The organism is Dietzia sp. KRD202, assembly GCF_017168155.1.
GTDB lineage: Bacteria > Actinomycetota > Actinomycetes > Mycobacteriales > Mycobacteriaceae > Dietzia > Dietzia kunjamensis.
In genome coordinates, this window is the sequence record NZ_JABFAN010000017.1 from 38,893 (window position 1) to 60,418 (window position 21,526).

At 70.9% G+C, this 21,526-nt stretch carries 21 protein-coding genes and 3 tRNA genes; 11 read left to right on the forward strand and 13 right to left on the reverse strand.

The genetic code is table 11. The annotated features are described in order from the left end of the window. Positions 1 to 1,227, reverse strand: a 1,227-nt coding sequence (locus J1M64_RS20220; protein WP_206474360.1) for a DUF2339 domain-containing protein, incomplete at its 3' end; no start/stop codon positions are given. A 140-nt stretch (positions 1,228 to 1,367) separates the two neighbouring features. On the opposite strand from J1M64_RS20220, the gene J1M64_RS12815 reads away from it, so the two are divergent. Continuing rightward, positions 1,368 to 1,877, forward strand: coding sequence for a hypothetical protein (locus J1M64_RS12815; RefSeq protein ID WP_206474361.1), 510 nt, complete (start codon positions 1,368 to 1,370; stop codon positions 1,875 to 1,877). On the opposite strand, the gene J1M64_RS12820 is transcribed toward J1M64_RS12815, so the two are convergent. Continuing rightward, complete coding sequence (locus J1M64_RS12820; RefSeq protein ID WP_206474362.1) at positions 1,845 to 2,816, reverse strand: ADP-ribosylglycohydrolase family protein; 972 nt, start codon at positions 2,814 to 2,816, stop codon at positions 1,845 to 1,847. The two genes, J1M64_RS12815 and J1M64_RS12820, sit on opposite strands and share 33 nt — an antisense overlap. Next, the gene (locus tag J1M64_RS12825; RefSeq protein ID WP_206474363.1) at positions 2,816 to 3,664 is read right to left on the reverse strand and encodes a hypothetical protein; all 849 of its coding nucleotides are present in this window, start codon (positions 3,662 to 3,664) and stop codon (positions 2,816 to 2,818) included. The genes J1M64_RS12820 and J1M64_RS12825 overlap by 1 nt, the downstream gene beginning before the upstream one ends. 70 nt (positions 3,665 to 3,734) lie before the next feature. Between J1M64_RS12825 and J1M64_RS12830 the strand changes: the two genes are divergently transcribed. Beyond that, positions 3,735 to 4,427 (forward strand): NUDIX hydrolase, encoded by a 693-nt coding sequence (locus J1M64_RS12830; RefSeq protein ID WP_206474364.1) that lies wholly within the window; start codon positions 3,735 to 3,737, stop codon positions 4,425 to 4,427. On the opposite strand, the gene J1M64_RS12835 is transcribed toward J1M64_RS12830, so the two are convergent. Further along, on the reverse strand, positions 4,386 to 5,330 hold the full coding sequence (locus tag J1M64_RS12835; protein WP_206474365.1) for a DMT family transporter: 945 nt from the start codon (positions 5,328 to 5,330) through the stop codon (positions 4,386 to 4,388). The genes J1M64_RS12830 and J1M64_RS12835 overlap by 42 nt on opposite strands. A 266-nt stretch (positions 5,331 to 5,596) precedes the next feature. Between J1M64_RS12835 and J1M64_RS12840 the strand changes: the two genes are divergently transcribed. The 4 genes from J1M64_RS12840 to J1M64_RS12855 all read left to right on the forward strand — a co-directional run bounded on the left by J1M64_RS12840 (position 5,597) and on the right by J1M64_RS12855 (position 8,519). Then, entirely contained in the window at positions 5,597 to 5,941 is a 345-nt protein-coding gene (locus tag J1M64_RS12840; RefSeq protein ID WP_206474366.1) for a hypothetical protein, read from the forward strand. A 76-nt stretch (positions 5,942 to 6,017) separates the two neighbouring features. Next, positions 6,018 to 6,908: an oxygenase MpaB family protein gene (locus J1M64_RS12845; protein ID WP_206474367.1), complete on the forward strand. Its 891-nt coding sequence runs from the start codon at positions 6,018 to 6,020 to the stop codon at positions 6,906 to 6,908. Positions 6,909 to 7,131: 223 nt separating this feature from the next. After that, on the forward strand, positions 7,132 to 7,476 hold the full coding sequence (locus J1M64_RS12850; protein ID WP_154829336.1) for a PadR family transcriptional regulator: 345 nt from the start codon (positions 7,132 to 7,134) through the stop codon (positions 7,474 to 7,476). After that, positions 7,476 to 8,519, forward strand: a complete 1,044-nt coding sequence (locus tag J1M64_RS12855) for a hypothetical protein (RefSeq protein ID WP_206474368.1) — start codon at positions 7,476 to 7,478, stop codon at positions 8,517 to 8,519. Before J1M64_RS12850 ends, J1M64_RS12855 begins: the two co-directional genes overlap by 1 nt. Before the next feature lie 59 nt (positions 8,520 to 8,578). On the opposite strand, the gene J1M64_RS12860 is transcribed toward J1M64_RS12855, so the two are convergent. Further along, positions 8,579 to 8,651: transfer RNA gene (locus tag J1M64_RS12860), tRNA-Arg, on the reverse strand. Between the two features lie 47 nt (positions 8,652 to 8,698). Next, a tRNA-Ser gene (locus tag J1M64_RS12865) sits at positions 8,699 to 8,790 on the reverse strand. Positions 8,791 to 8,895: 105 nt separating this feature from the next. On the opposite strand from J1M64_RS12865, the gene J1M64_RS12870 reads away from it, so the two are divergent. The 3 genes from J1M64_RS12870 (at position 8,896) to J1M64_RS12880 (ending at position 12,995) form a co-directional block, all read left to right on the forward strand. Next, the gene (locus tag J1M64_RS12870; RefSeq protein WP_206474369.1) at positions 8,896 to 9,954 is read left to right on the forward strand and encodes a pyridoxal phosphate-dependent aminotransferase; all 1,059 of its coding nucleotides are present in this window, start codon (positions 8,896 to 8,898) and stop codon (positions 9,952 to 9,954) included. A 122-nt stretch (positions 9,955 to 10,076) separates the two neighbouring features. Further along, entirely contained in the window at positions 10,077 to 11,813 is a 1,737-nt protein-coding gene (locus J1M64_RS12875; protein ID WP_206474370.1) for a bifunctional UDP-sugar hydrolase/5'-nucleotidase, read from the forward strand. 255 nt (positions 11,814 to 12,068) lie between these two features. Then, complete coding sequence (locus J1M64_RS12880; RefSeq protein ID WP_206474488.1) at positions 12,069 to 12,995, forward strand: alpha/beta fold hydrolase; 927 nt, start codon at positions 12,069 to 12,071, stop codon at positions 12,993 to 12,995. Positions 12,996 to 13,038: 43 nt separating this feature from the next. On the opposite strand, the gene J1M64_RS12885 is transcribed toward J1M64_RS12880, so the two are convergent. Continuing rightward, positions 13,039 to 13,124: transfer RNA gene (locus tag J1M64_RS12885), tRNA-Ser, on the reverse strand. 139 nt (positions 13,125 to 13,263) lie between these two features. Here J1M64_RS12885 and J1M64_RS12890 point away from each other — a divergent pair. Then, positions 13,264 to 14,304 carry an NAD(P)H-quinone oxidoreductase gene (locus tag J1M64_RS12890; RefSeq protein WP_206474371.1) on the forward strand — a complete coding sequence of 347 codons (1,041 nt, stop codon included), beginning with the start codon at positions 13,264 to 13,266 and terminating at the stop codon, positions 14,302 to 14,304. Here the strand turns inward: J1M64_RS12890 and J1M64_RS12895 are convergent. The 6 genes from J1M64_RS12895 to J1M64_RS12920 all read right to left on the reverse strand — a co-directional run bounded on the left by J1M64_RS12895 (position 14,291) and on the right by J1M64_RS12920 (position 20,566). Then, positions 14,291 to 14,842: a PadR family transcriptional regulator gene (locus J1M64_RS12895; RefSeq protein WP_069389249.1), complete on the reverse strand. Its 552-nt coding sequence runs from the start codon at positions 14,840 to 14,842 to the stop codon at positions 14,291 to 14,293. The two genes, J1M64_RS12890 and J1M64_RS12895, sit on opposite strands and share 14 nt — an antisense overlap. Before the next feature lie 4 nt (positions 14,843 to 14,846). Beyond that, complete coding sequence (locus tag J1M64_RS12900) at positions 14,847 to 15,827, reverse strand: nitronate monooxygenase family protein (RefSeq protein WP_069389250.1); 981 nt, start codon at positions 15,825 to 15,827, stop codon at positions 14,847 to 14,849. Positions 15,828 to 15,968: 141 nt separating this feature from the next. Next, a complete protein-coding gene (locus tag J1M64_RS12905; RefSeq protein ID WP_061229485.1) occupies positions 15,969 to 16,607 on the reverse strand; it encodes a TrkA family potassium uptake protein in 639 nt (212 codons plus the stop codon). Between the two features lie 19 nt (positions 16,608 to 16,626). Further along, the gene (locus tag J1M64_RS12910) at positions 16,627 to 17,985 is read right to left on the reverse strand and encodes a TrkH family potassium uptake protein (protein ID WP_069389251.1); all 1,359 of its coding nucleotides are present in this window, start codon (positions 17,983 to 17,985) and stop codon (positions 16,627 to 16,629) included. A 103-nt stretch (positions 17,986 to 18,088) separates the two neighbouring features. Continuing rightward, positions 18,089 to 19,456, reverse strand: coding sequence for a polysaccharide pyruvyl transferase family protein (locus J1M64_RS12915; RefSeq protein WP_163375326.1), 1,368 nt, complete (start codon positions 19,454 to 19,456; stop codon positions 18,089 to 18,091). A 93-nt stretch (positions 19,457 to 19,549) separates the two neighbouring features. Further along, the gene (locus J1M64_RS12920) at positions 19,550 to 20,566 is read right to left on the reverse strand and encodes an NADP-dependent oxidoreductase (protein ID WP_206474372.1); all 1,017 of its coding nucleotides are present in this window, start codon (positions 20,564 to 20,566) and stop codon (positions 19,550 to 19,552) included. Between the two features lie 66 nt (positions 20,567 to 20,632). On the opposite strand from J1M64_RS12920, the gene J1M64_RS12925 reads away from it, so the two are divergent. Beyond that, positions 20,633 to 21,520: an ABC transporter permease gene (locus J1M64_RS12925; RefSeq protein ID WP_132062167.1), complete on the forward strand. Its 888-nt coding sequence runs from the start codon at positions 20,633 to 20,635 to the stop codon at positions 21,518 to 21,520. Positions 21,521 to 21,526 lie beyond the last annotated feature (6 nt).

Consider the following 21,526-nt stretch of genomic DNA (forward strand, 5'->3'; position numbering starts at 1 on the left):
GATTACTACGCGTCTCGTGGGCTCGGAGATGTGTATAAGGGACAGGGGCAGGGCGGTGGGGACGACGACGAGGGCGGCATTCTCGAGTGCCGGGCGACGGTGGGCGGTGTCATACCAGGCCACCCCTGCGCCCACGGCGGCGAAGACGAGCGCGGTCGCGATGAGCGCGATCTGTTCGCCGCGGCTGTGGAGTGCGGCCTGCGAGAGGTAGCCGGCCAGCAGGAACCCCGGTAGGACGGACCACACGACGCGGACGGCCGCCCCGAGTTCGGCGGCGAGTACCGCGGTGGCGATGCCGACGATCGCGACGAAGATCGGCAGCTCGACACCGGTGGAGATGAGGGGCGCCAGGAGCATCGTGCCGGCCGAGACCAGGCAGGCCAGCAGCCCGGAGGACCAGCGCCCCGCGAGTGCCATCCCTCCGAGGGCGAGCCCGCCCACGAACATGTACGCGGCCGGGACGGGGATCCACAGGTAGAGCGTGGTGCTGGCGATGACGTCGAGCATCGCCGCTGCCAGGCCCGTGCCGACCAGGGCCAGTGCGCCGGGGTTGACCGGGGTGCCGTCGGGGTCGGCGGCGGCCCGGGGGTCGGTGTGGGCCGCGGGGTCGGTGGTGGCGGATTCGTGGCGGGACTGCAGTCGCAGGCCGAGGCCGACGAGCACCACCGCCAGGACCGCGGCGGCGACGACCCGCGCGAGCGGCGGGAACAACCCCGCCTGGATGGCCACGACCAGTAGGAACGCGATGCCGGCGAGCATGACCGACCCGCCGATCGCGGCGATGACGGTGGCGGCCGTGATGCGCGGCCTCCGCCGCGGCGACTGGCGCGGCGCCGCGTCCCACGGTTGCCGCCACGGCCGGTCGGACAGCTGCGCCGGCCGGTCGGGGTGCGCGGGCGGCGGCCCGTACCGCCCCGTGGGGTCGTCCTGTCCGGGTGGCCGCCAGGGCCCGCCCGGACGTGCCGGGGCGGGCACAGGCTGCGAGGGAGCGCCAACCGGGGCCGGGGCGCCAGACGGGGCCGGCGTCACCGGGTGCGGCGTCCCCTGAGGCGGCGCGCCCGCACGCCACGGCGACTCCGCTGGCGACTGTCCGCCCACCGCCGGACCGGACTGTCGGGCGAGTGCCGACAACCCGGCCCGGACCTCCCCGACCTCTGCGGTGATGCGTCCGAGACGGGCGTCGAGGTCGGCGAGGGCGCGCTGCAGGTCGGACTGCTGGGGGTTCACCCCTGAATCATCTACCGCTCCGTTGCCAGCGTCCATGCCCCTCTCCCCTGACACCTCGACACGGAGCGCCGTCCCGGACTAACGACTCCGCCCGCCGGGCCGATAGATCAGAATGAGCTACGGGCCCGGACGGAGCAGGCATGAGTGAGAACATCATCGGCGTCGAGGGCGGAACCCCGATGCACTTCATCTCCGAGGGCGGCACCCTCTCTTGGCACCACCAGTCGGCCGAGACCGAGGAGACCACAGCGTGGTGTGGCGAGGTCGTGGACGTCGATACCAGCGCGGTCACTGCGTGGGAGCCGATCTCCCTCAAGGGAACACTGTCCTGCCCCCGGTGCGGTCTGGCCGGCGGGGTCCTCGAGGGCACGTTCATCCGCGTCTTCCGGCAGGAACCGGGCCAGACCCGGGCTGAGGCATTGGCGGCCTACCACAGGTACCGCCTGGGGCCTCGCAGGATCTGGTCCCCGAGCGACCCCCGATCCCCGGGGGCCACACGCTGGTCCGTCAGCGCGCGGGGCCGGGAGGGACGGGTTCATCTCCAGGATCCGCCCGAGAACATGGATCCAGACCAGACCGAGGAGTTCGCGAAAGCGCTCCTGGCAGCGGCCGAGCAACTACGCGCGTGGAAGGCAGGCGTCGATCGATAGCCGCTCGAGTTCGCGTGACCCGATACCCGGGTAGCCGTGGCAGATGTCCCGCCACTGCGCCGGCACGGCCGACGCACCCCAGCGCGCGCCCAGTAGGCCCCCGGCGATGGCGGCGACCGTGTCCGTGTCGCCCCCGATCCCGATCGCCGTGACCAGTGAGTCGGCCAGGTGCCGCCCGGGATCCGCGGCGGGAATCGGCGTGTGGTGGATCGCCGACCACGCGGCCTGCAGCGCGGTCACCACCCACCCGTTGCGGCGGAACCGTTCGGGCGGCCCCTGTTCGGCCTCGTCGATGCAGGCCTCCCAGTACTCCCGGTCCGGCCCGTCGAGGTGCGCCAGCCCGCCACGGAGGTCCAGGACCTGCTCCCGCACGGCGCGGTCGATCGCCGACGACCACAGGACGCACGCCTGGGCGGTGCGCGGATCGGAGTGGGTCAGGTCGCTCACGCCCGTGGCGGCCCGGACAATCGCCCCGGTGTCGCCGAGGTGGGCCAGGGCGACGGGCGCGGTGCGCATGAGGGAACCGTTGCCGGCGGAGTGGTGGCTCCGTCTGAAGTGCTCCTCGGCCGCCTCCCGCGCGGCGGCGGCCGTCGGCGCCGGCCCCGCGGCCCGCAGGACGGCGGCGGTCTGGTTGCCGATGTCCGGCGGGCCGGAGTCGTACCACCGCCCGAAGTTGCGGGCGACCTCCGAGAGCGCCTCGTCCGTGAGCAGGCCCCCACCCCGGGCGGCCACGTCGAGCACGCACCACGCCATGGACGTGTCGTCGGTCCACTGTCCGGGCGCGAACCCGCCCAGTCCGCCGCCGATCATCCGCGGCCCCTCGGGACCGAGCGGCGCGGAGCCGTACTCGTATCCGGCGCCGAGAGCGTCCCCCACGGCGGTACCGAGCATCACCCCGGCGACCCGGTCGTCCCGCCTCCGGTCTCCACTGCCCGTCATCACGCCACCTTCCCTCCGAGCCGGTACGCCAGCTCATCCCGGTTCTGTTCGAGGTCCTTCGCGAACGCGCGGAGCATGCCCTCGATGTTGTCCGCCGAGAGCGGGCGCGCGGGGAGGGTGATCCGCTGGAACACGTCGCGCCCGCTGAGGTACCAGGTGCTCCACATCCCCTTGCTGTTGAGCAGATCCACCTCGACCGCGGTGTTGCGACGGCTGTACACGCCGCGGACCACGAGGGCCCAGGCCTGGACCAGCCCGCCGTCGGGGCTGAAGATGACGAACACCGTGGTGCCGGCGACGGTGAAATACACGTCACCGTCGTCGTCGACGCCCGGCTCCTGCCCGAACATCCTCCCCACCGCCTCCACGACCACCGGACGCAGGGCGTCCGGACCACCGCGGACCCCGCTGTCGGTGCGGCCGTCCGGCCCACCCGGCGCGTCCGCGTCCGCGAGCCCCAGGGACTCCGCCAACTCGGCTGCTCCTCGTCCGCTCGCGCGGGCCGTGAACAGCTGGGGGTGCGGCAACCGCAGGTCCTCGCGCGCCACGCGGACGATCGCGTCCGCCAGTGCGAACGCCCCGTCGGCGCCGGCGCTGGCCACGACCTCCTCGGCCGCCGTGCTGCCGGCGATCCCGCGGGTGACCCACATGAATCCCCGAACACGGTCCGACCGGACGACGAGCTGCTGGCTCCACCCCTCCGGCCCGGGCGGGGCCACCAGCGCCAGCGCGTCACCGTCCCCGACAGCACCGATCCGCAGGATCAGCGTGTCCAGGAACACGCCCCACGCGCACTCGGTGGCCTCGCCCCCGGCCCCGTCCATACCGTCGTCTCGTCGACTTCTCATTACCCCTCCACCTCTTTAGCACTCTCAACGCGCTAAACATTAGCACGCCGATCGCGCTAAAGTGAAGGCCATGTCCGATCTCGAGCAATTCCCCCGGCCCGCCGTGGCCGTGGACCTGGCGATCCTCACCGTGACGGGAGCCGGCGGCACCGCCCCCCAACTGCGGGTTCTCACGCAGTCACGCACCGATCCGGACGGTCGCGCGCTCCCGGGCGCCTTCCTGCGCGAGCGGACGACCGTCGCCGAGACCGCGGACCACGTACTCCGCGAGAAGGTGGGGATCGCGCCGCACGAGACCATTCGTCCGCGCCTGCTGCGGCTCTTCGACGACCCGTGGCGGGACGAGCGGACGTGGGCCGTCTCCGCCGCCCACGCGCTCCCCCTGCCCGAATCCGCGCTGGCGGGAGCGAACGGCGAACTCACCCGGGTCACCGCGGACGGCCGACTCGACGGCATCGACTCACTGCTGTTCGACCACGACGCGATCGTCGACGCCGCGATACGCGACGTCCGCGAGCGCTACGAGATCCGCCTGCGCTACGTCGACGTGGGCCCCGACCCCGACGGCTTCCTGGCCGAACCGTTCACGCTGCTCCAGCTGCGTCGCGTGCACGAGGCCGTGATCGGCGAGGAGCTGCACAAGGACAACTTCGCGCGCCGGATGCGACCGCACCTGGAACCCGTCCTGGACGACGACGGTGAGGTGGCGCTGTCCACGGCCCTACGCGGTCGCCCGGCCGCGCTCTTCCGGCGCGCGCGCTGAGGCGTCCCGCGCCGCCCGCGACCGCAGCACCAGGGTCACGCCGACTGCACTGATCGCCATGCCGACCACGGCCGGGAGGGTGATCGGGACACCGAACATGAGCCACACCCAGACCATGGTCGTGGGCGGGGTGAGGTAGAGCAGCACGCTCGCGACTGTGGCGCCGCGGGTGCGGGTGACAAAGACGAAGAGGACGTACCCACACAGGGTGGACAGGAACACCAACCAGGCCACCGCCGCCCAGAAGTCGGGTTCGGCCACGGGCGCCGCCTGGCCGGTCACCAGAGCCGCGGTCATCAGGGTGACCCCCGCGACGACGGACTGCATGGTGATCGACTGCAGCAGCGTCTCGGTGGGCCGCAGCCGCTGCGTGAGAACCGTGCCCGTGGCCAGACTGAGCATGCCCGCCGCCGGGAACAGGTACGCCCACCACGGGGCGGCGCCCGCGTCGAGACCGCCGGAGACCACCACCACGACGCCCGCCATCCCCAGCACCATGCCGACCCACATGCCGGCCGTCGTGCGCTCGCCGAGGACCCTGCCCGCCACCGTCGCCACCAGCAGTGGCTGGAGCGCGGCGATGAGCGCCGCGGTGCCGCCGTCGACGCCCCGGGAGACCCCCTCGAAGATCATGAACAGGAAGAACGCCTGACTGAACAGGCCCAACACCGCCTGCCGCGCCCACGCCGCGCGATCGTTCAACCGCACCCCCAGCACGAGGCAGACGGTCACCAACAGCACGCCGAGGATCGAGAACCGCCAGCCCAGCAGCTGCAGCGGGGTCCCGTCGGCCCGGATCCCGAGTTCCGCGCCGACATAGCCCGAGCTCCACATGAGCACCAGGGCCACCGACGCCAGATGGCCGGCGTTGCGGCGGAGCGCCTCTCGCGCGGGCTGAGACATCGGCACAGCCTACGAAGCGGCCGACCTCGTCGTCGTCGTACTCTCGCGTCCCACCCCCGGACCGTGGCCGTTCACCCCTCCGCGCTCACTCCTCCGCCCTCACCCCTCCGCGTCGACGATCACCGTCCCGGCCTCGAGCCGGGTGTCCGTGGGGCCGCCACCGCCTCCTCGAGCCACGACGGCGCGCGGTCAGAGGTCGGACTGTGGTTTCTGTCGCGGCTCCGGGACGGGCCCACTCGTCGGGCGTGGGGGAAGCGGTCGGGTCCATGGGATTCGCACTCGCGGTCAGCGGGGTGTGCATCCTTATCGGCGGGACGTGGCTGCGGTGGATGTTCTGGCCGGTACGGGTGCTGGGCGCGATGCCCCTGACCGCGTACACCGCACACCTCCTCGTCTGGGCGGCGTGGATCGCCATCGCGCGCGCCGAGGGCCGACACTTCGACCCGATGGACGACTTCCGCGCCCTGGACCCGTTCTCGCCGATGACTCTCGGGGTGACGGCCGGGTGCGCCCTCTGGGCGGTGTTCGTCGGGCGAGGCCCCCTCGAGACAGCCGTCTCGCGGCTCGCGGTCGCAGGCCTTCCTCACCGTCTGCGTCGGTACGAAGTATGAAGGACCTATTATCGACGGTGTTGGTCGGGCTCTCACCGACCATTCCCCCCGATCCACCTAACCCGAAGGTGACTCCATGACCGACACCCGCGTGCCCCTGCGGCTCTCCGACGCCCCTCGCTCCGACGACGGCTACTACGGCCCCGACAGCATCTCCTGGCGGGTGTTCTCGGACCCGGCCTCGGGGCTCGGCGCGAAGAACGCGCTCTTCCTCCAGATGCTCGAACCGGGCATGATGACCCACTTCGATCGGGTCTCGCTGACCAGCGAGGGCGCCGATGAGATGGCCGCCCGGTTCGACCGCACGGCCGCCTACCTACGGGACTCGGTCTTCGCCGACACCGCCCACGCGGACGCGGCGGCCAAGCGCGTCGACCACCTCCACGAGATGGCGACCTGGACCAACCCGGAGACCGGAGAGGTGGAGGAGGCCAAGCAGCCGGAATGGATGCGGTGGACGTGGTGGACGTACATCTGGTCGGCCGTCCGGGGCTACCGGGAGTTCGGCCCGGGCCTGAGCACCGCGGACGCGGACCGCCTGGTGGTGGAGTCCCACATCGGCGCGGACAAACTGCACGTCCCCGGCCCGCACCTCGAGACCTTCGCAGAGGTCGACCAGTACGTACGCGAGGGCCTCGACACCAAGGCGTTGACCATCTTCGCCGCGATGGCCGGCCACTCGCTCCGGCACCCGGACGTGAAGGGCCCGGTGGCCAGGTGGGTCACCCGCCAGATCCTCAACGGCGTGCTGTCGCTGCTCCCTGATCAGGCCAAGCTGTTCTTCGCCGTGGAGGACCGCAGCGCCAAGGAGTTCGCCCGCGGGGCCCGGTTCACCAAGCTCGTCGCCACACTCGCGCGGAAGAACCGGACCGCCGAGGACCTCATCGCGCAGGCGATCGGTGAGTCCGTCGCGGCCCCCTACCAGCGGGTGCGGGTCAAGAAGGCCAAGGCCTCGCCGGCTTCCTGACGCGTCGACCGCGAGATCCCACACAGGCCCGACCCCGGCAGTGCGCCGGGCCGCGGCCTCCCGACCTGCGGTGCCCTGCACACGGTCCGCAGGGCACCGCAGGTCAGGGCCGGTCAGGGCCGGTCGATGGCGGAGTGTCGCAGTGCAGCGGGTGGAGCGAGAGGGCCCGCGACGAGACTGTGCGCCATTTACATAGTGTGTGTCACACAGTAACGTGTACCGCATGGTCGACGACGTGGACGCGGCACTGGGCACCCACCTGCAGGAACTCCGGCGCGGGTCGGTCGTTCTGGCGAGTCTGCTGGCCTGCCGGACGCCCAGGTACGGGTACGCCCTGCTCACCACGCTGGCCGAGGCGGGAATCGCCACCGAGGCCAACACCCTCTACCCGTTGCTGCGCCGCCTCGAAGGACAGGGCCTGCTCACCTCGACGTGGCGGACCGAGGAGCCCAGGCCCCGCAAGTACTACGAGACCACCGCGCTCGGCACCGAGACCGCCGAGCGCCTGCACGCCGAGTGGCTGGCATTGGGTGCCGGCTACACCGATCTGCGGAAGGCGGACGCGTGATGTCCACACTGACCGATCGCTACATCGCCGAGGTGGTCCGCCACCTCCCCGAGGACCAGCGCGACGACATCTCCTCGGAGATCGCCGCGACCATCGCCGACATGGTCGCCGCCGAACCCGACGCCGTGAACGACGCCGTGAACGACGCCATCGGGACCCCGCCGAGCGGGACCGCCGACCGCGCTTCCGCCGACCGCGCTTCCGCCGAGCGCGCTTCCGCCGAGCGCGCCGTCCTGGCGCGACTGGGCGACCCGGCCGAACTCGCACACCGCTATGCCGGCGCCCGCCAGTACCTCGTGGGCCCGGACGTCTACCCGGTCTGGGCCCGGGTACTGCGGTGGCTCCTGCCCGTCGTGGGCGTCATCGCCGCCCTGGCCGGCGGCATCCTCTACGTCTCCACCACCGCGGAGCCGGAGCTCGGCGGTCTCATCGGCCAACTCGTCAGCTCCGTCGCCGCCGCCCTGCTCTGGGCCTTCGCGGCCTGGACGCTCGTGGTGGTGATCATCGAGCGGACGACCTCGGAGGGCGAACGCAGTCCGTTGTCCCTGACCCCCACCTGGGACCCGGCACACCTGGACGGCCACAGGGGCGGGGCCGAGTCCCGCGCGGACGCGGTCGTGTCGCTGGTGTTGCTGGCCGTCCTGGCCGCGGTGCCGTTCGTCCCGTCGACGTTCCTGTACATCGGCCATCTCAACGGCGGCGAGCCGCTCGTGAACCCCGCCATCCCCACCAGGTGGTTCACGGGGTACGTGCTGCTGATCGGAGCGCTGGCGCTCGTCCAGGTGTGGCGCCTGGTGAGGCCGGGCAGGTCACCGGCGCGGCTCGGCATCGACGTGGTGGCCGACGTTGTCTTCGGTGTCTTCCTCACGGTCCTGGTGCTGAGCCACGACTCGGTGATCCACCCCGGCCTCGTCGCGGACGACGGCGGCACGGCGACCACCGCGATCCGCTGGAGCATCATCGCCACGATCTGGGTGATCGTGGTCTGGGATCAGATCGAGACCCTGCGCGCATACCGGCGGGGGGCCGCGAACGCCGCGTGAACACCGCAGGCCGGAAATGGCGAACGCCCCCGTCCGCGTGGACGGGGGCGTTCCTTCTGTGCGCCCGAAGGGACTCGAACCCCTAACCTCTTGATCCGTAGTCAAGTGCTCTATCCATTGAGCTACGGGCGCAATATTCTTCTGTCGTGCCAGCTATCCGGTCACCCGGATCCCCGGCATGGCGGAGGCGAGAGGATTTGAACCTCCGGTCCCCTTTGAGGAGGACAACTCATTAGCAGTGAGTCCCATTCGGCCGCTCTGGCACGCCTCCTGGAGGCTCTGCTGAGCCAACGAGGAATTACAGTACACACAGGCCGGGCCGGTGCGCAAAACGGCCGGACACCGGGCCCGCAGGGGGTGGTCCTACCCTGTAGTCATGTCCCCCGACGTGCGCAGCGACCTCGACGCCATCCCCGCCTACATTCCGGGCGCCTCCGTGCCGGGCGCGGTCAAACTCGCGTCCAACGAGACCACCGCGGGCCCGCTGCCGAGCGTGGCGGCGGCCATCGCCGAGGCCGCGGCGAGCGCCAATCGCTACCCGGACATCACCGCCGGCGCGCTCGTCGACCGGCTCGCGGACTTCCTCGACGTGCCCACCGGGAACGTCACCGCCGGCTGCGGCTCGGTCGCCCTGTGCCAGCAACTGGTCCAGGCGGTGTGTGCACCGGGCGACGAGGTGGTCTTCGGCTGGCGCTCCTTCGAGGCGTACCCGATCATCGCCCGCATCGCCCACGCGGTCCCGATCGCGGTCCCCAACCGGGACGACGGGTCGCTGGACCTCGACGCGATCGTCGCCACCGTCACCGACCGGACCCGGCTGATCTTCGTCTGCACGCCCAACAACCCGACCGGCCCGGCGGTGACCCGCGCCGAACTCCTCGCTTTTCTCGACCGCGTCCCCGAACGGGTCACCGTGGCGCTGGACGAGGCCTACTACGAGTACATGCGATCCGAGGACCCGGTGGACGGCGTCGCCGAGGCGATGTCGCGGCCCAACGTGGTCTCGCTGCGCACCTTCTCCAAGGCCTACGGTCTGGCCGGCCTCCGCGTCGGCTACCTCGTCGGACCCGCCGAACTGGTGGTACCGGTGGCGAAGATGGTCGTCCCGTTCTCGGTGAGCTCCCTGGCGCAGGCCGCCGGAATCGCCTGCCTCGAGGCCGGGGACGAACTGCGGGCCCGCACCGACGCGGTCGTCGCCGAGCGCTCCCGCGTACGGGCTTCCCTGCTCGACATGGGGCACGCGGTCCCGGACACCCAGGCGAACTTCGTCTGGCTACCCCTCGGGGACGCCGCGGCTGATTTTGACGCCCACTGCCGCGAGCACCTGGTCGTCACCCGGTGTTTCGCCGGCGACGGAGTGCGGGTGTCCATCGGGGATCCCGAGGAAAACGACCGATTCCTCACTGCCGCCCGGCATTTCGTGACCAGAACGTAATGCTTCCGGCGGGGTCCCGTGACATCGCGAGGGCAGCATGGGCCGGGTTTGGGAGAGCAGGTCACGATCTCGCGATCCCCGGATCGCGGAACGTGCGAGCCCCCGCCCCCCTAGGAGACGATGTGCAGCAGAAGAGTTCATGGCACGAGGTGAACTCCGCAGCTATCCACACGTCCATAACGGGCCGCGTCGGGCCGGTCGCTTTCGCGCTGTTCGCGGCCGTGGTCCTCGTCGCAACCCTCGCCTCCCCTCCGCGTGCCGACGCGCAGACCAGCAGTCCCTGGAGCCCGGCGGCGGAGACCCGGTCGGTCCGCATCCTGGGGATCGGGGAGTTCTCCGGTGCGCTGTCCCGGCCCGTGGGGTTCCAGGGCGAGCTCCGTGACGGCTCGGGCAACGTCCGCCCCGCCGGTGGCGGGCCACACCTCGCGGCCACGGTCGGAAAGTTGCGCGACCAGGCCGAGGATTCACTGCTGTTCGCCACCGGCGACTCGATCGGCGGGACCGCCCCCGAGGCCGCGTTGCTGGGTGACCGAGCGACCATCGAGTACTTCAACCGGCTCGGTGTGGACGGGGCCGGCGTGGGACGACGCGAACTCGAGAAGGGCGCCGACCACGTCCGATCCCTGGTCAGGCCGGGGTGCGCGACCGAGCGGGATTGCCGCGTCGATCCCCCGCTCCCGCCGTTCCGTGGGGCGGCGTTCCCGTTCCTGGCATCCAACGCCATCCCGTCGCCCGATTCGGCCCCCACCTTCCCCTTCGCGATCCACCGAGTCGGTGACGTCCGGGTGGGGGTCGTGGCGGTGACTTCCCCGTCGACGTCCGTCCCGGAGACGACCACGCGGTTGACCGACCCCCTCCGCGCGATCGACGAGACCGTGGAGTCACTGCGGTTCCTGGGCGTGGAGGCGATCGTCGCCATGGTCCAGTCCGACGCCGTCCACGACAATCTCGATCCGGCGGCCTGCCCCGACGAGCTCACCGAGTTGGACCTGGTCAAGCAGCTCAACCCCGCCGTGGACGCCCTGATCGTGGGAGCCTCCGGCGGCCCGGCCACCTGCCGTGTCTTCGACTCGGACAACGACGAGCGCGTCGTCGTGGCCCCCGCGTCCCACGGCCGGTCCGTCACCGTCGTCGACCTGGCGGTCGCCCCCGCCACTGGCGACGTGATCCGGCCCCAGACGTCGGTGTTCAACCAGACGGTCAACCTCGACATAGAACCCGACGCCGGGACCGAGGAGCTCGTCCGCCAGGCCCAGGCCGCTGCGGCACCGCAAGCCCGCGAGGTCATCGGCACCGCCGACGAGACCATCGAGCGGGCCATGGATGCGAACGGCGAGTCACCACTGGCGGATCTCATCGCGGACGGCCAGCTTCACGCCGCCCGGGGTCGGGGCGCCGAGCTGGCCCTGTCCAACCCGGACTCCCTGCGCACCGACCTCCCCGCCGGGCCCCTCGACTACGCCGACCTGCACACCGTGCAGCCCTACGGGGATCGCCTCTACCTGGTCACCGTGACCGGGGAGGAACTCCGCGCGGCCTTCGACCACTTCGCCGACGACATCGGCCGCAACGGCCCCGCGGTCTCGTCGAACGTGCGCTATACCGTCGACCTCCGCCGCCCGCCCGGAGCCCGGGTGTCGGAGATCGTGGTCGACGACGAGCCCGTCGACCCCCGGCGCGAGTACACCGTCGTGGTGAACGAGTTCCTCTCCTCCCCCGAGTGGGACGGCTCGGTCCTGGCCGAACGCGGCGACCGCCGCGAGGCCGGGGTGACCGATCTCGACGCACTGCGTCGCTACGTGGCCGAGGAGGGCCCGCTGAGCGCCCCCGAGACCGGCCGGATCAGCGTCATCGGCTGACGAGACCGGACAGGCGGGCAGGCTCGCCGGGTTCCCGGGCCGGTACGACACACCCGGGGCCGACACGGGGGGCACCTCTCAGCGCCACGGGCCGGACAAAGAGTAAGATCGGCTTCACTCTCCGAGATTTCGGTCGCCCCCGTCCAGTGCGCCGTGCCCACCCAAGGAGAAAAAAGGTATCCCGCCTTATTGACTCCTGAGGAAGTGGTGGCCATGTCGTCGCGAAGACCCGTCGTGGGACCGGGGCACTTCCTCATGCGTGGTGCGGCCCTGGTGGGCGGCGCTCTCACCCTGGTCGGCTGCATGACGACGACCGCCATCCCGCAGGTCGACCCGACCTACGCGGGAACCGTCCGACTGGACGAGGTCACGGTCCAGCGTTTCGAGTACCCGACCCGGGGTTCCGACGCCGATCCCGAACAGAACTGGGCGGACCTGTACCTGCCGTCCGGGGCCCAGGGGGTCGACACCGTCCCCCTCGCGGTCCTCATCCACGGAGGGGCGTGGCAGAACCAGCTGGGTGCGGACATCTTCGACCCCCTGGCGCGCGAATTGGCGAGCCGCGGAATGGCGGTCTACAACGTGGAGTACCGCCGGGTCGGGTCCGGCGGCGGCTGGCCCGTCACCTTCCGGGACATCGCGGACGCGCTCGACCACGTGGTCGAGGTGGACCGGCGCTTCCCCCAGATCACGACCGATGACGAAGTGGTGGTGGGCCACAGCGCGGGCGCCCAACTCGCCGTGTGGGGCGGCACCCGCCACCTGCTCGAGGACGACGAGGTGGGCTCCGAGCCCGCGTTCCGGCCCACGCGCGTGATCTCGATCGCCGGACCACTGGACATGGTCTATGCAGCGAACCACGGGGACGACAGGATCGTCACGGCGATCGGCGGGACGCCCTCCGAGTTCCCGTGGCGGTACGCGTCGGTGGACCCCATCCAGAACATCGACACCGGGACACCGGTCGTCGCGATCCACGGCAACCGGGACGCGACCGTCTCGGCGGAGAACTCCCGGCGCTACGTCGACGAGGTCACCCGCCGGGGAGGACGCGCCAAACTGGTCCTGCTCGAGGGTGAGGACCACGTCTCGATCGTCTCGGGAAAGTCCCGCTCGTACCCGCGGGTGCTCGAGATCATCCGCTACGTCGCGGCAGCGGACCTGCAGGAGACGACCGCCTGAGCCGGCCCTGCCTCGACTCGGGCCCGCGCGGATCGGACCTGGGCGGAAGTGGAGGGATTTGAACCCCCGGTGCTGTTTAGGCACGCTCGCTTTCAAGGCGAGTGCATTCGGCCGCTCTGCCACACTTCCCCGCCGCCTGCCGCGACACGCACGACCGCGTGGTTCCACGTGGAACCCGCGTTGACGACGCCGTTCATCGTAGTGGACCGCGGGCGTGCGCACCCAGCCCGCCTGCCCTCGGGTCTCATCCCGGCTACCGTCGGAGGACATGAAGGCAATCGCGTATGACAACGGCCCCGACACCCTGCGCCTGACTGACGTCGACGACCCGGTCGCGGCCGCCGGCGAGGTACTCATCGATGTCGCGGCCTCCGCGGTGAACCGGGCCGACCTGCTGCAGTCCAGGGGCCACTACCCGCCGCCGCCCGGCGCCTCCGAGATCCTCGGCCTCGAGTGCTCGGGCCGCATCTCCGCGGTCGGCGAGGGCGTGGAGGGCCTGGCGGTGGGCGACGAGGTGTGCGCGCTGCTGGCCGGCGGCGGGTACGCCGAGAAGGTGGCCGTCCCGGCCGGGCAGGTCATGCCGGTCCCCGCCGGGGTCTCGCTCCACGAGGCCGCGTCGCTCCCGGAGGTGGCGTGCACCGTGTGGTCGAACCTGGCCATGACGGGCGGGCTCGGCCGCGGCGTCCTGGCCGCGCAGGCCCGCTGGGGCGACACCGACCTCGACGCCCCGCGGGTGCTGATCCACGGCGGTGCCGGCGGGATCGGCTCCCACGCGATCCAGGTGTGCCGCGCGCTCGGGGCCCGCGTGGCCACCACCGCGGGCGGGCCGGAGAAGGTGCAGATGTGCCGCGACCTGGGCGCGAACCTGGTGATCGACTACCGGGACGAGGACTTCGTCGAACGGGTCAAGGACTGGACCGACGACGACGAGCGCGGCCGCGGCGTCGACCTGGTCCTGGACGTGATGGGCGCGAAGTACCTGGAGAAGAACATCGCGTCCCTGGCGCCGGACGGTCGCGTCATCGTCATCGGCCTGCAGGGCGGGGTGAAGGGTGAGCTCAACCTGGGCCGGTTACTGCCCAAGAGGGCCGGCATCCTCGCGACCAACCTCCGGGCCCGACCTGCGGACGGCCCCGGCGGCAAGACCGGCATCTGCCGGGAGGTCGTGGACCAGGTGTGGCCGATGGTCGCAGCAGGGGACGTCACCACCCGGGTCTCCCGCGAGATCCCGCTCGACCGGGCCGCAGACGCACTGGCCCTGCTGGAGTCGGGCGAGAGCCACGGCAAGATCCTGCTCACGGTCGACTGATGCGATCCAGCACGTCGAGGGTCTCGTCGCACCAGCCCACCCACGCCTGCTCCGCCTGGATGCCCAACTTGAGCACCTGGTGCTGGAGCGCACCCCGGACCTCGACGGGGTCGCGGTCCGCGAAGTCCTGCTCCTCGATCTCCCGGTACCGCCGTAGGTTCTCCACCCGCTGGCGGCGGTGGTACCCGAGGGCCCGCCGAAGGTCATCCACCCTGCCCGTGGCCGCGGCCGCGCGGACACGGACCGCGAGGCTCGAGCGCATCGTTTCGGGCTCGTCGTCCTCCCCGATCCACTCCACCAGCAGGTCCCGGCCGGTGTCGGCGACGGCGAACCTCCTGGGTTGCCCCCGCCGCGGCGGTCCCTGCTGAGGCAGCTCGTGGATGAGGCCCGCGGACGCCAGCCGATCGAGCTCGCGGTAGATCTGCTGGTGGGTCGCGGGCCAGAAGTACCCGATCGACTTGTCGAACCGGCGGGCGAGTTCGATGCCGCTGCCCTCCCGCTCGGTGAGGGAGGTGAGGATCGCGAACTTCAGCGACATCGGGTCAGCGGGTCGCGGGCAGACCCGCGGTGAGAGCCGTCACCGCGTCGTCGTACTCGGACCGCAGCCGCTCGACCAGCTCGCGGACGGTCCCGACCGAGTCCACCGCGCCCACGCCCTGACCGGCGCCCCAGATGTCGCGCCACGCCTTGGAGTCGGTGGTCCCCCCGGAGCCGAAGTCCATGGCCGAGGGATCGGACTCGGGCAGATCGTCGGGGTTCAGGCCGGCGGCCTCGATACTGCCCCGCAGGTAGTTCCCGTGGATACCGGTGAAGAGGTTGCTGTAGACGATGTCGCCGGCGCCGCTGTCGACGATCATCTGCTTGTAGGCGTCGGTGGCGCGGGACTCCTCGGTCGCGAGGAACGCCGAACCCACGTAGGCGAGGTCGGCACCGGCCGCCTGTGCGGCGAGGATCGAGCGACCGTGGGCGATGGCCCCGGACAGCAGCAGCGGGCCGTCGAACCACTCGCGGATCTCGCTGACCAGCGCGAACGGCGACTGGGTGCCGGCGTGTCCCCCGGCGCCTGCGGCGACCGCGACGAGCCCGTCCGCGCCCTTCTCGACGGCCTTGCGGGCGAACCGGTCGTTGATCACGTCATGCAGGACGATGCCGCCGTACGAATGGACGGCCTCGTTGACCTCCTCGCGCGCACCGAGGGAGGTGATGACGATCGGCACCTCGTGCTCGACGACGGTGGCCAGGTCCTGCTCGAGCCGATCATTGGAGCGATGGACGATCTGGTTGACCGCGAACGGGGCGACGTACCGGTCGGGGTTAGCGGCGGCGAACGCCTCGTTGCTCTCCCGCACCTGCTCGATCCACTCGGCCAGCGCCGACTGCGGCCGAGCGTTGAGCGCCGGGAACGACCCGATCACCCCCGCCTGACACTGCGCTGCCACCAGCTCGGGGCCGGAGTAGATGAACATCGGCGAGGCGACCACCGGGACGGTGAGCGGGCCGGCGAGCACTGAGGGAAGGGCCATGAGCAGTCCTTTCGAGAGCGGGGCGGAGCAGACTTCTCCCCCGACCGTACGGTCGCGCCGACTTTCATGCAACTAGTTGCACAAAAGTCGGCGGCCTCGCGTCAGCGACAGAACCCACACCTCACGGACGGGAGTCGCGGTCTAGGACAGCTCCGCGAAGCGTTCGGTGTCGCGTACCTTGCCGGAGACGATGATGGTGTCTCCGGGGTGCAGGATCGTGTCGGCGGCGGCGTAGGTGAAGCCCTCCCCGGGACGCTTGATCGCCACCACGGTCACGCCGTGGTCCGTGCGGATCGACGTCGCACCGAGACTGCGACCCGTCGCGAACGCGGGGGCGGTCGTCTTGACCATGGCGAATCCGTCATCGAACTCGATGTAGTCGATCATCCGGCCGCGGACCAGGTGGGCCACCCGCTTGCCCATGTCGTGTTCCGGCCGCACGACATGATGCACACCGATCTGCGTGAGGATTTTGGCGTGAGAGTTGCTGATCGCCTTGGCCCACACGTTGGCCACGCCCATATTGATCAGGGCCGAGGCGGTCAGCAGGCTGGCCTCGAGGTCGGAGCCGATCCCCACCACCGCGCGATCGAACTCGTGCACCGACAACTGACGTAGGGACTCCTCGTCTGTGGTGTCGGCCACCACCGCGTGGGTGAGGCGGTTGGCGATCTTCTGCACGACCGCATCGCTCGCGTCGACGCCCAACACCTCCGCGCCCTGGGACATCAACTCCAGGGCGAGCGACTTGCCGAACCGACCCAGACCGAGCACTGCCACGGCGTCCGGCGCTGATTTCCTAGCCAATGAGAGGCCTTTCTGCGGGAAGGTCGTACCGTCGTCCGCGCTGGCGAGCGGCCAGGGCACTGACCATGGTGATCGGGCCGATCCGGCCCAGGTACATCAGTCCGATCAGTATCCACTGACCCCACTCGGGAAGCCGCGCGGTGATGCCGGTGGACAGCCCCACCGTGGCGAACGCGGAGGTGACCTCGAACAGCAGTTCATTGAGCCCGAACGGCGTCCCCGCCAGGAGCACGATGGTCGAGACCGTCACCAATCCGATACCGATGAGGGCCACGGCCAACGCCTGGCGCTGGACGCGGGTGTCCACACGACGGTCGAAGATCGTGACCGTCTTCTCGCCCCGCACCTCAGCGACCATGACGAACAGCAGCAGCGCGAAGGTCGTCACCTTGATCCCGCCCGCGGTGCCTCCGCTGCCGCCTCCGATGAACATCAACACGTCGGTCACGAGCAGGGTGGCATCGTCCATCTGCGCGTAGTCGACGCTGTTGAAGCCGGCAGTTCTGGGCATCGTCCCCTGGAACGCGGCCACCAGGACCTTGTCGGCGAAACCGAACGATTGCAGCGTGCGGGTCCACTCCAGCGCCAGGACCGCCGCAAACCCCGCCAGCAGCAGGATCACCGTGACGTGCACGGTCAGCCGGGTGTGCAGGCTCCACCGCGGGTGCTCCCGGGCCGCCGACCCGGACCGGCGGATGCGCCGCCCCACCTCGAACAGGACCGGGAAGCCCAACCCGCCCAGGATCACGGCCACCATCAACGGCACACAGATCCACGGATCGGTGGCGAAGCCGATCACATTGTCGCTGTACAGCGCGAACCCGGCGTTGTTGAACGCCGAGATCGAATGGAACACGCCCAGCCACAGCGACCGCAGCACCGACTCGTCGTACCCGACCGCGAAACGAACCGCCAGAACCGCCGCGGTGACCGCCTCGATCAGCAGACTCATCCGGACCACGCCCACGACCACGCCCCGCACGTCGCCGAGTTCGGCCGCCCGGGCCTCGGCCGCGGTGTTCAACCGTGCCTTGAGCCCGATCCGGTGCGCCAACATCAACCCCACCAACGAGGCCATGGTCATGATCCCCAGGCCACCGATCTGGATCAGGCCCAGAATGACCGCCTGGCCGAATCCCGACCAGTGCACAGGGGTGTCCACCACGATCAACCCGGTCAAGCACATCGCCGACGTCGCCGTGAACAGCGCTGCGGTCACACTGGTGGCGCCCCCGGACGCCACCGCCGCGGGCAGCAGCAGCAACCCGGTCCCCACCGCGATCGCCGCAGCGAAACTCAGGGCGACGACCCGGACCGGACTCAACGTCGCCCAGCCCGCCCACCGCCGCATCACAGACGGTGACACCCGCCCATACGCAGTCACGAGGTCGAACAGTAGACCTCGGCGCCACCGATGAACAGTAGGAGTTCGCCCTCCGTGAACCGGCTGCGTATCACCGCAGCGTGCGGCCCACGACCCCCGCGTAGATCTCCTGCGCCAACCGCTCCGCGCCCTCCACGAGCGCGGCGACGGCTGCCGGATCGACGCCGCCCGCCGCGGGCACCCGGGGAACGACGGTGCGCGGGCCGTCGTCGGCCGCCACAGAACTCCACCGCGATCCGGCCGCGAGCAGCGACCCGTGCTTGACGTCGTAGTAGACCGACCCCGACCGGAGCGCCACCCCGGAGGCCCCGCGGGCCGCCGCGAAGAGATGCGGATGGAAACGGGTGGTCAGCCAGACCTGCCCAGGCCGGGCGGGCAGACCCGTGGCCCACAGTTCCTGGAAGGGCACGAAACGCGCACGGGGCAACCGCAGATCGGCCAGGGCGCGGCCCACCTCGTCGTCGTCGCCGTCTCCGCCCCGGCCACCGCCGGCACCGGACGCGGCCGCGGCGCGCGCACACACCCTGTCCCACACCACCCGGTCCCCACCGGGGATCGACTCGACGACGGTGATCCGCTCGCCCGGCACCGCCCACGCGGCGAGGATCCGCGCGACGGTGGCGGCGAGGACCTCGGGTTCCACCAGGTCGGATTGGGCGCAGAGCACCAGGTCGCGGCACGCGTCCGGGTCGGACGAGTAGACGGGGTGGTCGCCGGCCTCGACGCCACCCGCCGCCGACAGGGCGAGCCAGCCGTCGTCGGCCACGTGACGGACCGGCACCCCCGTGCCCGCGAGGAGCTCGAACGAGTCGGCGTCACGGACGGTGACCAGGTCGTAGTCGCGCAACGCCCCCGCCAACCGTCCGGCGTCCCCGCACGGCACGAACCCCTGACCGGTGGCCACCACGCGCGCGCCCGCCGCCCGGCCGGCCTCCCCCGCCGCTGCGACCACGCCCAGGTGATGCGGCCACAGGTCGTTGACGAAGCCCCCGCCGATGAGGTGGACCACAGACGCGCTGCGCAGCAGGTCGATGCCCGTGGCCAGCGCCGGACGCAGCCCGGGGTCGCCCACCGCGGCGCGACAGAACCCGATCGCCTCGTCGGCGCCGGTGTGCTCGGAGGCCAGGCGCCACAGGGTGTCGGTGAAGAGCACGTCCGGGTGCTCGGAATGGTGCAGGACCGCCGCCTGGCCGGGCGTGTGGCAGTCCACCACGACGGGCGTCCCCGGCAGTGCGTGCCGCAGGTAGCGCAGCCACCCCGCCAACAGCTGCTCGTCGCCGTGGTTGGGGTGACCGGCCGGAGCGACGAGGTACACGGGCCGGTGGCCCTCCCGCGGCCGGCCCCACCGCGCGTCCGCGGTGGCGCGCACGCCGTCGAGCCGGCGTCGGGCCCGTCGTCTCAGGCGGGCGGCGGGCGCGGCTCGGCGAGTCGGCGTCATGACGTCAACCCTGCCGCACCCCCGTGGGGCCACGCCCCCCCGGGTCAGACCGCCGCCGGCCGCCGGACCGGACTGAGGGTCAGATCGGTGGGATCAGATCCGCACGAGCATCTTGCCCACGTTCGCGCCCTTCATCAGATCGAGGAACGCGTCGACCGAGTTGTCGATGCCGTCGACGACGGTCTCGTCGAACACGATCTCGCCCGAGGAGACCCACGGGCCGACCTTCTCCGCGAACTCCTTGAACAAATGCATGTACTTGTTCACCGTGAAGCCCTGCAGGGTGAGACCCCGGGTGATGGCGTGCCACATGTTGTCCGGCCCCGGCGCACGCTCGGTGGCGTTGTACGAGCTGATCGCGCCGCACAGGGCCAGGCGGCCCCCGTCGTTCATGAGGTCGAGCGCGGCCTCGAGGTGGTCACCGCCCACGTTGTCGAAGTAGACGTCGATACCCTCACCGTCGCGGGCGCCGAAGTGCCCCCGCAGGAGCTCACGGACCGAGCCGTCCTTGTAATTGATCGCGGCGTCGAAGCCGTAGCGCTCCGTGCACGTGGCGACCTTCTCCGCGCTGCCGGCCGAGCCGATGATCTTGGACGCGCCCTCGAGCCTGGCGATCTGGCCCACCGCGGAACCGACGGAACCCGCCGCACCCGAGACGAACACCGACTCGCCCGCCCGGAACCGTCCGATGTGCATGAGTCCCACGTACGCCGTGAGTCCGGTGGTGCCGAGGATGCCCAGGTACGCCGAGACCGGCACGCCGTCGATCTCGTCCACCACGCGGAACTGCCGACCGTCGGCCTGCGCGACGTCGCGCCACCCCAGGTCGTGCAGGACCACCGCACCGACGGGGTGGGCGTCGGACCGCGACTCGACGACACGCCCCACCGCGGCGCCGGTCATGGTCTCGTCGAGCTCGAACGGCGGGATGTAGGAGCGCCCCTCGTTCATGCGGCCACGCATGTAGGGATCCACGGAGACGTACTCGTTGGCCACCCGCACCTCGCCCTCGGCGAGCTCGGGCAGGTCGACGGTGACCGTGCGGAAGTTGTCGTGGGTCGGCCATCCGCGGGGGCGGCTGGCGAGCTGGATCTGCGTACTGGTCGTCATCTCTACTGTCTACGCGCACTCGCTGCGGGGCTGCCACCGCCGGCCGCTCTAGTAGGCTTCCCGATCGTGCAGGACCAGTCCCTTCCCGATCCCACCTCGGCGACGCTCCCCGACGAGCGCGTGCGCGGTGAGATCGTCAACGACTCCCACACCTTCCGCCGGGCCGTCGCCGACCTGCGGCAGGGGCTCAGCCAGCGCGAGCTGTGGTTGTCCCTGGGCTGGCAGGACATCAAACAGCGCTACCGGCGGTCCACACTCGGTCCCCTGTGGATCACCATCGCCACCGGCGTCATGGCCGTCGCGCTCGGCCTGCTGTACTCGATCCTCTTCCAGATCCCGCTCGCCGAGTTCCTCCCGCACGTCACCGTGGGCCTCATCATGTGGGGCTTCATCTCCGGGTGCATCAAGGAGGGCTCCGAGGTCTTCATCGCCAACGAGGGCCTGATCAAGCAGCTGCCCAGCGCGTTGAGCGTCCACGTCTACCGCCTGGTCTGGCGGCAGTTCCTGTTCCTGTGCCACAACCTGGTGATCTGGGTGGTGCTCATGCTGGTCTTCCCGCGCCCACTGGGCTGGGACCTGCTGCTGTCCGTCCTGGGACTGGCGGTGCTCATGATCAACGGCGTCTGGGTGGCCATGCTGTTCGGCATCCTCGCCACCCGGTTCCGCGACATCGCGCCGCTGCTGGACTCGATGGTGCAGCTGCTGTTCTACATGACCCCCATCGTCTGGACCACGCAGACGCTCTACGAGCAGGGCGGGGAGATCGCCGAGCGGGCCCGGATCGCCGAGCTCAACCCGCTCTACCACTACCTCGAGATCGTCCGCGCCCCCATGCTCGGGGAACCCACCGCCGCCTATCACTGGTGGATCGTCCTGGGCTGCACCGCCGTCGGTCTGGTCCTCGCGTTCGTGGCCCTGCGCCAGTTCCGCTCCCGAGTCCCGTACTGGGTGTAGGAGATA